General features: G+C 48.6%; 10 protein-coding genes. 8 read left to right on the top strand and 2 right to left on the bottom strand.

The window, feature by feature from the left end; genetic code table 11:
* The first annotated feature begins 122 nt into the window (after positions 1-122).
* A complete protein-coding gene (locus NQ544_RS12840) occupies positions 123-1460 on the top strand; it encodes a deoxyguanosinetriphosphate triphosphohydrolase (protein ID WP_006847627.1) in 1338 nt (445 codons plus the stop codon).
* Positions 1461-1779: 319 nt separating this feature from the next.
* Here the strand turns inward: NQ544_RS12840 and glsB are convergent, their stop codons facing one another.
* Positions 1780-2775: a glycine N(alpha)-acyltransferase GlsB gene (glsB, locus tag NQ544_RS12835; RefSeq protein ID WP_006847628.1), complete on the bottom strand. Its 996-nt coding sequence runs from the start codon at positions 2773-2775 to the stop codon at positions 1780-1782.
* A gap of 72 nt (positions 2776-2847) precedes the next feature.
* Positions 2848-3675 (bottom strand): lyso-glycine lipid O-acyltransferase GlsA, encoded by an 828-nt coding sequence (gene glsA, locus NQ544_RS12830; RefSeq protein ID WP_006847629.1) that lies wholly within the window; start codon positions 3673-3675, stop codon positions 2848-2850.
* Positions 3676-4031: 356 nt separating this feature from the next.
* Between glsA and rsmH the strand changes: the two genes are divergently transcribed.
* The 7 genes from rsmH to NQ544_RS12795 all read left to right on the top strand — a co-directional run bounded on the left by rsmH (position 4032) and on the right by NQ544_RS12795 (position 13141).
* Complete coding sequence (rsmH, locus tag NQ544_RS12825; RefSeq protein WP_006847631.1) at positions 4032-4946, top strand: 16S rRNA (cytosine(1402)-N(4))-methyltransferase RsmH; 915 nt, start codon at positions 4032-4034, stop codon at positions 4944-4946.
* Complete coding sequence (locus tag NQ544_RS12820) at positions 4943-5449, top strand: FtsL-like putative cell division protein (RefSeq protein WP_006847632.1); 507 nt, start codon at positions 4943-4945, stop codon at positions 5447-5449. Before rsmH ends, NQ544_RS12820 begins: the two co-directional genes overlap by 4 nt.
* Positions 5446-7605, top strand: a complete 2160-nt coding sequence (locus tag NQ544_RS12815; protein ID WP_006847633.1) for a penicillin-binding protein — start codon at positions 5446-5448, stop codon at positions 7603-7605. Before NQ544_RS12820 ends, NQ544_RS12815 begins: the two co-directional genes overlap by 4 nt.
* An 82-nt stretch (positions 7606-7687) precedes the next feature.
* Positions 7688-9151: a UDP-N-acetylmuramoyl-L-alanyl-D-glutamate--2,6-diaminopimelate ligase gene (locus tag NQ544_RS12810; protein WP_006847634.1), complete on the top strand. Its 1464-nt coding sequence runs from the start codon at positions 7688-7690 to the stop codon at positions 9149-9151.
* 24 nt (positions 9152-9175) lie between these two features.
* Positions 9176-10444, top strand: coding sequence for a phospho-N-acetylmuramoyl-pentapeptide-transferase (gene mraY / locus NQ544_RS12805; RefSeq protein WP_006847635.1), 1269 nt, complete (start codon positions 9176-9178; stop codon positions 10442-10444).
* Positions 10445-10487: 43 nt separating this feature from the next.
* On the top strand, positions 10488-11825 hold the full coding sequence (gene murD, locus NQ544_RS12800) for a UDP-N-acetylmuramoyl-L-alanine--D-glutamate ligase (protein ID WP_006847636.1): 1338 nt from the start codon (positions 10488-10490) through the stop codon (positions 11823-11825).
* Between the two features lie 38 nt (positions 11826-11863).
* Positions 11864-13141 (top strand): FtsW/RodA/SpoVE family cell cycle protein, encoded by a 1278-nt coding sequence (locus NQ544_RS12795; protein ID WP_006847637.1) that lies wholly within the window; start codon positions 11864-11866, stop codon positions 13139-13141.
* Positions 13142-13195: the final 54 nt, after the last annotated feature.

The following is a 13195-nucleotide window of genomic DNA, read 5'->3' as shown; positions in this document are numbered from 1 at the left end:
TAAGCAATTTTGATGGAATAAATGAATTTTTGAGGATAAAAACATGTAATTTATCATATTTTATTTTGATTTGTGCTTACTTTAGTGTATTTTTGCGCTACAGAATCAAGTAATACAATAATATGGAATGGAAACAACTTATATCCAACAAGCGTTTCGGACAGGAGCATAAGCATGCCGAGCGCCATGATGATCGCTCTGAATTCAAGCGCGATTACGACCGTCTTATCTTTTCATCGGCATTCCGCCGCCTGCAGAACAAGACGCAGGTTTTCCCTTTGCCGGGCAGCATCTTCGTTCACAACCGCCTCACCCACAGTCTGGAGGTGGCGAGTGTGGGCATGTCGATAGGTAACGACATTTCCCGACACGTCATCCAGAAGCGGCCTGAACTGAAGGATACGCTCGTCGAGGAGATAGGTACCATCGTAAGTGCAGCCTGTCTGGCACATGATTTGGGCAATCCGCCTTTCGGTCATTCCGGCGAGAAAGCCATCCAGACTTTCTTCTCTGAAGGACCGGGTCAGAAGATAAAATCAATGGTTTCATCGGAGTTTTGGGATGATATTACGCATTTCGAAGGCAACGCAAATGCCTTCAGAATCCTGACCCACCGGTTCAAGGGGCGCCGTCAGGGTGGTTTCGTCATGACCTATTCCATGCTTGCTTCCATCGTAAAATACCCGTTTGCAAGCTGTCTTGCCGGCGACCACGGCAAATTCGGCTTCTTTGCTTCAGATGCAGATTCTTATAGGAAAATTGCCGATGAATTGGGCATTTTTTGCAAATCTGCACCGGGTGAGCCTCTCAAATACGCCCGCCATCCACTTGTATATATGGTAGAAGCAGCCGACGATATCTGCTACGAAATCATGGACATCGAAGACTCCCATAAGCTCAAGATTCTTTCCTTTGCCGAGACGGAGCACTTGCTGCTGAGTTTCTTCGATGAAGATATCCAGCAGAAGATACGCCAGCGCATTATCGACGAAGAACTGACTGACGAAAACGAGAAAGTGGTTTACATGAGAGCCAGCGTCATCGGCAAACTGGAGAACGAATGTGTGGCAGCCTTCCTGGCTCACGAGGAGGAAATCCTTGCCGGAACTTTCGAGGGCAGTCTCATCGACCATATTTCCGAGCGCCAGAAAAAGGCATACAAGGAATGTGAGAAGATCTCCTACTCTAAGATTTACCAAAGCAAGCCGGTACTTGACATAGAACTGTCGGGTTATAAAATCATGGCAACTCTGATGGAGGTTTTCATCGAGGCAGCCGTCAACCCATCGCGCTTCTACTCCAAGCAGCTCTTGCGCCGGGTAAGCAGCCAGTACGATATAGAGAACGAGAATCTGGAGGAGCGCATCATGGCGGTAATTGATTACATCAGCGGCATGACCGACATCTATGCGCTCGACATCTATCAGAAGATCAACGGAATCAGTCTGCCTATTGTATAAGGGAACGCCCTCGTTGTTTTAATGGCTGAAACACCGAAATGCCATCTTGATTAATTCTGTTTAATAATTCAACTGAAGTTTCGCAAGTAAGCCCCAAACACCCTGAAAGGGCAGAAGCCCCTAACCCAGGGCATCGCCCTGGGTTATTACGGACGCAAATCTGTCGCCCTGTAAGGGCAAAAGCTTTAAAACTCCAAGGTAAACATAAGGCTTTTGCCCTTACAGGGCGCCTTGCTGATTGCTTTTATACCCAGGGCGATGCCCTGGGCTAGGAGTTTCTGCCCTTTCAGGGCGTGTAAGCTTACATGCGAAACTTGAATTAAATATTTTTTTCCTTATAAATCAAATTATTGGCTCCGCTCGTAATCTTCAGAGCCTCAGGATGTTCCTTAATAAAACTATTGATGTGGCGAACTCGCTTCTCTTCCAAAATCTCATCGATGGCGATAAGGATACCGGTCTCCTCCACATCACCAAAACCATAGTTGATGGCAGTACCGAAAAGCTTCATCGTAGGACTCAGACTCATGTAGGCATTAACAAGAGGAGGGATATTATAACCCAACTTGCGAACTTCACGGTTCAGGATACGATAGTCTGCCTTGAAGTCATCTTCTGTAAAGATAGCAGCCAAATCACTCTCTGGAGTATCCAATTTCAGCGGTTTCATCGGGATTACGAGGTTCTCCTTGTCATCAAAATGCTTCTTGAGGAAATAGAGAATCATGTCGCGGCCACGACGGATGTAAGACGGATACATCGTCATCTTGCCGAAGAAATATTTTACATCCGGATAGAGAACCGTCAAAGCACCCAAACCATCCCAGAGATTGTCGAGAGCAAAGATGCTCTTGGTGTTGGTACGCACATTCTGATATTCGAGCGAAACGAAGGAACGGCCCAACTCTACGGTATAAGGCATATACTCCTTGAGAAACTTGTCGGAAAAATGGAACATGTGGCTGGTTGCCAGCTTAGGCTGTCCCTTCTCATCGAGCAGCCAGTCCTTACCCAGGAGATAACGGTAACCGCCGATAATCTCACCGGCTTCAGGATTCCAGACAATCAGCTGCTTGTAACAGTTGTCACCAAAGTCGAACTCATCAAGATCCATAGATTTGCCCGTTCCGCCTCCCGCCTCACGGAAAGCGATTTCACGAAGTCGACCAATCTCTTTCAGCACATTAGGCGAATCATTTGCCGTAACGATGTAAATCTCGTTATGGCTCTTATTGGTCATTCTCAGTTGTTTGTCGGGTGTAAGCTCGCTCTTTAGGAGCTCACGATCAATCGGTTGGATGATTTCTTCTTCCATATTACTCTTCTTCTATGCTATGATTCTACGATTTCGTTAATATAAAACAATGTTCACGGGTTTTGCAAACCATTAAAGTTCATAAACCCTGTCTTCAACATACTGCGCCCATTCGGTAGCCGACTTGCTCTTATCAAAAGTCTGCCAAGGAATCGGTTTGCCGATGGAGATGCGGAAATGCTTGCCCACATTCCTGTACATCTCGTCAACCAGGAACAGCATGGCGAGATTGAACGGCAGATACTTGTCGCTAAATCGGGCGATGCGGTAGAAACGCTCAGAGTTGCGCCCTCCGAAATGGATAGGCACTACATCGCGCTGATATTCTACACTCTTAGAGATAAACGTCTTCTTCCAAGGCAGGTCGTGAATAGTTCCATCCTTGCGCTTGCGGCTGTTCAAGCCTGCCGGAAACATCAGCATGTGGTTGTCACTCTTGAAGCCCGCCTCCACCATACGTGGGAAATCGCGGCTCTGGCGACCCGTCTTGTTGATGCCGATACTTACAGGTTTCAACCCCGGCAAGTTGAGCAGAAGATCATTCACCAGATAGCGGAACTTGCCATCATAGTGCTTGCCGATGATGGAACCGAGACATACACCGTCCTGTCCGCCCAGAGGATGATTGGAAACAAAGGTATAGAGTTTGCCGTCGTTCTTGTCAGGCAGGTTTTCCAAGCCTACGATTTCAACATCCATCTTCAGATAGCGCACACATTCGGTGAGCCATTCAGTACCCGAAAGGCCACGGCTCTCCCACAAGAACCTGTTCACCTCGTCCTCGTGAATAATCTTCTTGAGCCAGGAAACCAGGAAGCGCGGTACGAATTTCACCTTGTTTCCCATCTTGCTCTTAAGAATCTTATCTATGTCTATCGTTTTCTCTATTGATTCACTCATGTTTGCTAAAACTTATATAAGTTAGTGCAAAAGTAACTCAACTTTTTCAAATACGTGCCATTTTTTCAAAAAAAATAGCAAAAAAGCGAAAATTTATTAGTTTTTTTAAACTATCACGACAAATCGAGCCCATTTTGCACGTATTTTTGCAAAAACATCACACTTGATGAGAACAAAAAGGCGATGCCCGAAACTGGAAGGTGAAGTTGACCAAAAACAACTTTTTCATTAAGTTTTATAAATTTTGTGGGAAAATGTAAGGCTATATGGAGATTTTTATGTACCTTTGAACCCAAATTTATACACTAATAAGTACGCACGCAATATTATAACGCGATAAGACAGCAAAAAGATATATGATAAAGACAGCAGAAACATATCACGTACCGGTGCTCCTCAAGGAGAGCGTTGACGGGTTGAACATACAGCCAGGAGGCATCTATGTAGACGTAACCTTCGGTGGCGGCGGACATTCCAGAGAGATTCTGTCGCGCCTGACGGAGGGAGCGCACCTGTACAGTTTCGACCAGGACGCCGATGCAGAACGCAACGTGGTGGCAAACGAGAACTTCACCTTCGTATGCTCCAACTTCAGATTCCTGAAAAACTGGATGCGCTACTACGGGGTAGACGGACTCGACGGACTGTTAGCCGACCTGGGCGTATCGAGCCACCACTTCGATGACGAGACCCGCGGTTTCTCCTTCCGTTTCGACTCCCCACTCGACATGCGCATGAACAAACGTGCGGGCAAGACTGCTGCCGACATCGTAAACGAATATGACGAAGGTGCCCTTGCCGACATCTTCTACCTATACGGTGAGCTGAAGAACTCGCGCCGTATCGCCTCGGCACTCGTCAAGGCAAGAGCCGAGAAGCCCATCCTCACCACCAAAGACTTCATGGCAGCCGTAGAGCCCCTCTTCAAGCGGGAACGCGAGAAGAAAGACATGGCAAAACTCTTTCAGGCGCTGCGCATAGAAGTGAACCACGAGATGGACGCCCTGAAAGAGATGCTCCGCTCAGCCACGGCACTTCTGAAACCGGGAGGCCGACTCAGCGTCATCACCTATCACTCGCTGGAAGACAGAATCGTAAAGAACATGATGAAAGCGGGCAATGCAGAAGGCAAGATAGAGCAGGACTTCTTCGGAAGAATAGAAACCCCTTTCAAACTCGTGAACAACAAGGTTATCGTTCCCGATGCCGACGAGCAGGAAAGAAACCCTAGGAGCAGAAGCGCCAAACTAAGAATAGCAGAAAAGAAATGATAAACGATAAAGACATAAACATCAGCGAGAAGCCTATAGCCGAAGAAAAGGCACAGGCATCACAGGAACCGCCGAAGCAGGAAACTCCGCAGCAGGAGCCACAGCATCAGGAGGCTCCACAGGCTTCGCTAAAGGAAGTGATTGCCAAGCAAGCCATTGAGGAAGAGGCTTCAGGATCATCGAGCTTTACGCTGCGAAAGATTCTGGGTGGAGACATTCTTACCGCACAAATCATACGCCGGCAGATATGGCTCGTTATCCTCATCGTGTTTTTTGTCATTATCTACATATCCAACCGATACAATATCCAGAACGATATCATCGAGTTGGACAAACTGCAGAAAGAACTGCAAGACACCAAATACAAAGCGCTGTCTACAAGCAGCCAGATAACAGAGAAGAGTCGTGAAAGTAATGTGCTCGACATGCTGAAAAACAACAAAGACAGCGTGCTGCACATCGCTACCCAACCTCCATACATCATAAACGTACCCGAAGAATGAGCAGCAAATTTGATCACAAGAAAGTAATGCCCCGCTACAGCGCCATCGCTATCATCATGACGATTTTCGCCATAGCCGTAGTGGGTAAAGCGCTCTACATCATGACCGCCAAGCATGATTACTGGATGAAGGTGGCAGAACGGCAGAAGAAGGATTCCGTGACCGTAAAGCCAAACCGAGGCAACATATTGAGCTGCACAGGACAGCTGATGGCAAGTTCGCTGCCGGAGTTTAAGGTTTTCATGGACTTCAAGGCGCTGAAAGATGCAGAAAACGACTCGCTGTGGGATGCCAAGCAAGACTCCATCTGTCTTTGCCTGCACCAGATATTCCCGAATCTGAGCGAGTCTGATTTCAAGAAGCACCTCACCGAAGGTCGCGCCAAGATGAGCCGCCACTGGCCGGTTTATCCGAAGCGTGTAGACTATAACACCTTCACCGAGATAAAGGACATCCCTGTATTCCGCCTGAAACCCTACCAGAGCGGTTTCCACTGGGAAGAATATAATGCCCGAACCAGAACTTACGGTTCGCTGGCAGGCCGTACCATCGGAGCCATGTATGGCGCCAAGGATACCGCCCGTTTCGGTCTGGAGCTGAGTTACGACTCCATCCTGCGAGGCACCAACGGTATCGTGCATCGCCGCAAGGTGCGCAACAAGTTCCTCGACATTACCGATACCCCTCCTATTGACGGAGCCGATATCGTGACCACCATCGATGTGAGCATACAAGACCTTGCCGAACGCTCACTCATCGACGAGCTGAAGGAAATCAACGCCAATGTGGGTGTAGCCATCGTGATGGATGTACCTACGGGCGACATCAAGGCCATCGTAAACATGGAGAAATGTTTCGACGGCGAATACAGAGAAATCCACAACCATGCCGTGAGCGACCTTCTGGAGCCAGGTTCGGTGTTCAAACCAGCCTCTATCCTCGTAGCACTGGACGACGGAGTGGTTGACACGACCTGTCACGTAGAAACCGGTGGCGGTATATGGCCGATGTACGGCAGAGAAATGAAAGACCACAACTGGCGAAAAGGCGGATACGGAATGCTGACCCTCGCACAGACCCTGTGGTACAGTTCGAACATCGGTGTGAGCCGCATCATAGACGACCATTACCGCAACAACCCGGAGAAATTCGTAAATGGAATCTACCGTACCGGTCTGCACGACGACCTGAAGATTCCGCTGGTAGGAGCAACGCCAGCCAGAATCCGCATGCCGCACAGAAACAAGAACGGACAGTATGACAACTGGGCAAAGACCAGTTTGCCATGGATGAGTATCGGATATGAGACCCAGATACCGCCTATCTCTACCCTCACCTTCTACAACACCATCGCCAACAACGGCAAGATGATGCGACCAAGATTCGTGAGCAAGGTAATGAAGAACGGAGAAACCATCATGGAATTTCCTCCTGAAGTGATGCGCCAGCAGATAGCCAAGGAGAAGAGCATCAAGGAACTGCAAACCATCCTGGAACAGGTGGTAAGCTTGGGACTGGGAAAGAAAGCCGGTTCGCCTAACTTCAAAGTGGCAGGAAAGACCGGTACAGCCCAGATTTCAAAAGGTGCCGGTGGATATAAGAGTGGCGGAACCAGCTATCTCATCAGTTTCGCAGGCTACTTCCCTGCCGATGCGCCACGCTACAGCTGTATCGTCTGCATACAGAAATCCGGTTTGCCTGCTTCGGGCGGTACGATGTGCGGTAAGGTCTTCCATGAGATTTCAGAAGGCATCATGGCGCAGAGTCTGAAAGTTGACGTAAAGGACGCCCGCGACTCAGCATCCGTCTTCGTTCCTGACGTAAAGGCAGGCAATATCCTTGCTGCCAACTATGTGCTCAGCCACCTCGGCATCAAGACCAATGCCAACTGGAGTGGCAGCTATGCCGACGGCAACCCTATCTGGGGCAAGGCAGAGCGCGTGGGTAACCACAGCATCAAACTCATCAGGGAGAAGCAATACGGCAAGACGATCGTACCCGACGTTACCGGAATGGGAGCCCGAGACGCTATCTACAATATGGAGAGCCGGGGCATCAAGACCCAGATTACAGGTAGAGGAAAGGTAGTAAAGCAGAGCCTGGTGCCGGGAACGGTCATCAAGAAAGGTGCCGTATGTAGCATTGTGCTCGAATAAAACTCAGAAACAGTTATCTGAAACCCTATATATAATAAGGTGTAGATAAAGAAATATATAGAATATAAAACAGAAACAGGATATGAAGTTACAAGAATTACTCAAAAACATCGAGCCGGTTCAGATAATCGGCGATGCTGATGTAGAGGTTACGGGAGTAAACATCGACTCTCGCAAGATTAAGGAAGGTCATCTCTTCGTTGCCATGAAGGGAACGCAGGTTGACGGTCACAAGTTTATTCCAAAGGCATTGGAACTGGGCGCAAAGTCGGTTTTGTGCGAAGACATGCCTGAAGAGAAAGTTGAGGGCGTAACTTACATTCAGGTCGCTTCGACCGAGGATGCTGTCGGCAAGGTAGCAACCCTTTTCTACGGCGACCCTTCAAGAAAGCTCAAACTGGTAGGCGTAACAGGTACCAATGGTAAGACCACCATTGCCACCTTATTATATAATATGTTCCGCAAGTTCGGCCATAAGTGTGGTTTGCTCTCTACCGTCTGCAACTACATTGAGGACGAGGCTATCCCTGCCGACCATACCACCCCAGACCCTATCGAACTGAACATGCTCCTGGGCAAGATGGTAGAGGCAGGCTGCGAATATGCCTTCATGGAGTGCTCTTCTCACGCCATCGCACAGAAGCGTATAGGAGGCCTACAGTTTGCCGGAGGCTTGTTCACCAACCTCACCCGCGACCACCTCGATTACCACAAGACATTCGAGAACTACCGTAACGCCAAGAAGGCTTTCTTCGACGGACTGTCTAAGACTGCCTTTGCCATTACCAATGCCGACGACAAGAACGGCATGATTATGGTACAGAACACCAAGGCTACCGTGAAAACCTACTCTACCCGCAGCATGGCAGACTTCAGAGCCAGGATCCTGGAGTGTCACTTCGGCGGCATGTATCTGGAGATTGACGGCAGAGAAGTGGGCGTACAGTTCATCGGTAAGTTCAACGTGAGCAACCTGCTCGCCGTATATGGTGCAGCCATTATGCTCGGCAAGAAGCCAGAGGATGTACTCGTAGTGATGAGTACCCTTCACAGCGTAAGCGGAAGACTGGAACCAATCCAGTCGCCAGAAGGTTATACCGCCATTGTTGACTATGCCCATACACCAGATGCACTGGAGAACGTATTGAACGCCATCCACGAAGTGCTAGAAGGCAAGGGCGGAGAAGTCATCACCGTTTGCGGTGCCGGTGGCAACCGTGACAAGGGCAAGCGCCCATTGATGGCACAGGAGGCTGTAAAGCAGAGCGATAAGGTAATCATCACCAGCGACAACCCACGTTTCGAAGAGCCACAGGACATCATCAACGACATGCTTGCCGGACTCAATGCCCAGCAGATGAAGAAGGTAATCAGCATCGTAGACCGCAAGGAAGCTATCCGCACAGCCTGCATGCTGGCAAAGAAGGGCGACGTGATTCTCGTAGCCGGTAAGGGACACGAAGATTACCAGGAGATCAAGGGCGTAAAGCACCACTTTGACGATAAGGAGGTGATTCGCGACATCTTCGGAATTTCACAGAAGTAAAAGCAATCAAGAAAAGAAAGAAAAATGTTATACTATCTCTTTAGATTTCTGGAGCAGTGGGGCATCTCAGGTTCTCACATGTGGGGCTACATCTCATTCCGTGCCCTGCTTGCGCTGATTTTATCATTGGTAATCTCTGCCTGGTTCGGCGAGAAATTCATCAAGTATCTCAAGAGCAAGCAAATTACAGAGACACAGCGCGATGCCAGCATCGACCCGTTCGGTGTCAAGAAGATTGGCGTTCCTTCTATGGGTGGTGTCATCATCATCCTGGCTATCCTCGTACCGGTACTGTTACTCGGACGTTTGCGCAACATCTATCTGATCCTGATGATCATCACCACCGTATGGCTCGGCTTTCTCGGTGGAATGGACGACTTCATCAAGATATTCAAGCGCGACAAGGAGGGATTGAAGGGCAAATATAAGATTATAGGACAGATTGGCATCGGCCTGATCGTGGGACTGGTACTCTGGTCTTCGCCTGATGTAAAGATGAACGAGAACCTCGCCATCGATCGACAGGGACAGGAAACGGTGGTAAAGCATCGTACGGAAGCAAGAAAATCGCTGAAGACCACCATTCCATTCGTCAAGGGACACAACCTCGACTATTCCAGCATCACCAGTTTCTGCGGTAAGTACAAGGTAGCAGCAGGCTGGATTCTCTTCGTCATCATGACCATCTTCGTTGTAACAGCCGTATCAAACGGTGCCAACCTCAACGATGGTATGGACGGAATGTGTGCCGGAAACTCCGCCATCATAGGTGTGGCGCTAGGCATACTTGCGTATGTGTCGTCGCACATCGAGTTTGCCGCCTACCTCAATATCATGTATATTCCTGGTTCTGAGGAACTGGTAGTATTCTTCTGTGCCTTCATCGGAGCCCTCATCGGTTTCCTCTGGTACAACGCCTACCCTGCCCAGGTATTCATGGGCGATACGGGTTCGCTGACCATCGGCGGTATCATCGCAGTAGGTGCCATCATCATCCACAAGGAGCTGATGCTGCCTATCCTCTGCGGTATTTTCTTCGTAGAAAGCCTCAGCGTGATGATGCAGGTTTACTATTACAAGATAGGAAAGCGGAGAGGTGTGAAGCAGCGTATCTTCAAGCGCACACCTATCCACGACAACTTCCGCACACAGGACAGTCAGCTGGATCCTGACTGCAAGTATCTGTGGAAGAAGCCTCGCAACTGCTTCCATGAATCAAAGATTACCATCCGTTTCTGGATTGTAACCATCATTCTGGCAGCATTGACCATCATCACATTGAAGATCAGATAAAATACAGGCTTTTATCAGCCCGACAAGTATAGAGAACAAGACAATGAGCAAAATTGTAATTTTAGGAGCTGGCGAAAGTGGCGCAGGTGCAGCCGTGCTGGCAAAGAAAGAGGGATTCGAGGTCTTTGTTTCAGACATGTCAAAGATCAAGGATAACTACAAGAAGTTGATGGATGACCACAACATCGAATGGGAAGAAGGTCACCATACAGAAGAAAAGATTTTAGATGCAGATGAAGTCATCAAGAGTCCGGGTATTCCTAAGGAAGCACCTATGATACAGAAACTGATGGCTAAGGGTACACCTATCATCAGCGAAATAGAATTTGCGGGCAGATATACTGATGCCAAGATGATCTGTATCACGGGAAGTAACGGTAAGACAACCACTACCTCGCTGATTTACCACATCATCAAGTCGGCTGGCTATGATGTAGGTCTGGCAGGCAACATCGGAAAGAGTCTGGCCCTTCAGGTGGCAGAAACTCCTCATAAGTACTACGTCATCGAGCTGAGCAGTTTCCAGCTCGACAATATGTATAAGTTCCGTGCCAATGTGGCCATTCTGCTCAACATCACTCCAGACCATCTGGACCGCTATGAGTTTAAGATGCAGAACTATACCGATGCCAAGATGCGCATTACCCAGAACCAGACAGAAGAAGACAGTTTCATCTTCTGGAACGATGATCCTATCGTTACAAAGGAGCTGGCTAAGTACAACCTCAAGTCACATCTCTGCCCATTCTCTGAGTTCAAGGAGGAAGGTTGCGTTGGCTTTATCGAAGACGGCAAATACAAACTCAACTTCCCTTCAGACTTCGAAATGCCACAGGCAGACATGAGTCTACGCGGCAAGCACAACATCTATAACAGTCTGGCTGCAGGTCTGGCATGTAACATCGTAGGCATCGACCACGAGACCCTGCACAAAGGCTTGAGCGACTTCCCAGGTGTAGAGCACCGTCTGGAGAAAGTGGGCAAGTTCCAGGGCGTTTACTATGTGAACGATTCAAAGGCTACCAACGTAGATGCCTGCTGGTATGCGCTGGAGAGTATGACCACCCCTACCATCCTCATCATCGGCGGTAAGGATAAGGGAAATGACTATAACCAGATCAAGGACCTGGTAAAGGAGAAATGTGCTGGTATCGTATATCTCGGAGCCGACAACCAGAAGTTGCACGACAACTTTGACGCACTCGGCATCCCTGTACGCGACACTCACAGCATGAAGGATTGCGTGGCAGCCTGCCAGGAATTGGCAAAGCCGGGCGATACCGTACTCCTCAGCCCATGCTGCGCAAGTTTCGACCTCTTCAAGAACATGGAAGATAGAGGCGAGCAGTTTAAGACGCTGGCAAGAGCTATCGGAGAATAACAGTTTTCAACAAATAGAACAGATAGAACTATAAAGAAATGAATAACAAGAGCATTGGTAATATTTTTAAGGGAGACAAGGTGATCTGGATGGTCTTCTTCTTTCTCTGTATGATAAGCATCGTGGAGGTATATTCTGCCTCCAGCTCCTTGTCGTACAAGACAGGAAACTACATGGCACCTGTCATCCGCCACATCTTGCTCTTGGGAGGCGGTCTGTTCACCATGATTTGCATGCTCAAGGTGAAATGCAAGTACTTCAAGATTGTTACCCCCGTCGTAATGGGCATCTCATTATTGTTGCTCGTCCTGGTCTTGGCTACCGGTCAATCTACCAACGGAGCCTCCCGATGGTTCTCTCTGATGGGCATACAGTTCCAGCCTTCTGAGATAGCGAAGGGAGCAGTAGTACTGGCTGTTGCTCAGATTCTTAGTGCTATGCAAACAACTCAGGGAGCCAACAGAAAGGCATTCAAGTTCATACTTGTAGCAACTGCTCCATTTGTAATTCTCATCGGACTGGAAAACTTATCCACAGCCATGCTCCTCAGTATCACAATCTTAGCCATGATGCTCATCGGACGAGTGCCGATGAACCAGATTGGCAAGCTGGTGGGACTGTGCATGATTGTCATCGTCACAGCCTTTGCAGGTATCATGATAGTAGGACAGGACAAGGGCGAAGAGGGCAATAAACCGGAAAATACGCTGACCGAAAAGGTTGAGCAGGAACAGAACAAGCCTAACATGGCAGAAAAGATGTTCCATAGAGCCGATACCTGGAAAGCCCGTATTGACAAGTTTATGAACTCAAAGCCTGTAGCCCCACAAGATGTCGATCTCGACAAAGATGCCCAAGTGGCACATGCCAACATCGCCATCGCCTCTTCCAACATCGTAGGCAAAGGGCCTGGAAACTCAGTAGAAAGAGACTTCCTCTCACAGGCGTTCTCAGACTTCATCTATGCCATCATCATCGAAGAGATGGGTATATGGGGAGCCGCACTGGTTGCATTTCTCTACATCATCCTCCTGTTCAGAGCTGGCAGAATAGCCAACCGGTGTGAGAACAATTTCCCTGCCTTCCTCTGCATGGGACTCGCCATCATGCTGGTTACCCAGGCACTCTTCAATATGGCAGTAGCAGTAGGTTTGGCTCCTGTTACAGGACAGCCATTACCACTCATCAGTAGAGGTGGTACATCTACCATCATCAACTGTCTGTACCTGGGCATCATCCTGAGTATCAGTAGAACAGCCAAGAAGAAAGAGATACCTCAAAATGAGCTCGACGACAGCAAAATGGTGGCTGCCTGACAAGAGTTTTATAAATTAAGGTGAAAAAATGGCAGAAAATGCCGTTAAATCGAT

It is taken from the genome of Segatella copri DSM 18205, from assembly GCF_025151535.1.
Taxonomy (GTDB): domain Bacteria; phylum Bacteroidota; class Bacteroidia; order Bacteroidales; family Bacteroidaceae; genus Prevotella; species Prevotella copri.
Note: the sequence above shows the minus strand (reverse complement) of the source record. Positions and strands in the feature narration are given on the sequence as shown.

Bases quoted from the DNA above. Each gene is read 5' to 3' on its own strand.
- NQ544_RS12810 (WP_006847634.1), top strand. From the start codon at position 7,688: ATGAAGTTACAAGAATTACTCAAAAACATCGAGCCGGTTCAGATAATC.
- NQ544_RS12820 (WP_006847632.1), top strand. From the start codon at position 4,943: ATGATAAACGATAAAGACATAAACATCAGCGAGAAGCCTATAGCCGAA.
- rsmH (WP_006847631.1), top strand. From the start codon at position 4,032: ATGATAAAGACAGCAGAAACATATCACGTACCGGTGCTCCTCAAGGAG.
- glsB (WP_006847628.1), bottom strand. From the start codon at position 2,775: ATGGAAGAAGAAATCATCCAACCGATTGATCGTGAGCTCCTAAAGAGC.
- glsA (WP_006847629.1), bottom strand. From the start codon at position 3,675: ATGAGTGAATCAATAGAGAAAACGATAGACATAGATAAGATTCTTAAG.
- mraY (WP_006847635.1), top strand. From the start codon at position 9,176: ATGTTATACTATCTCTTTAGATTTCTGGAGCAGTGGGGCATCTCAGGT.
- murD (WP_006847636.1), top strand. From the start codon at position 10,488: ATGAGCAAAATTGTAATTTTAGGAGCTGGCGAAAGTGGCGCAGGTGCA.
- NQ544_RS12815 (WP_006847633.1), top strand. From the start codon at position 5,446: ATGAGCAGCAAATTTGATCACAAGAAAGTAATGCCCCGCTACAGCGCC.
- NQ544_RS12840 (WP_006847627.1), top strand. From the start codon at position 123: ATGGAATGGAAACAACTTATATCCAACAAGCGTTTCGGACAGGAGCAT.
- NQ544_RS12795 (WP_006847637.1), top strand. From the start codon at position 11,864: ATGAATAACAAGAGCATTGGTAATATTTTTAAGGGAGACAAGGTGATC.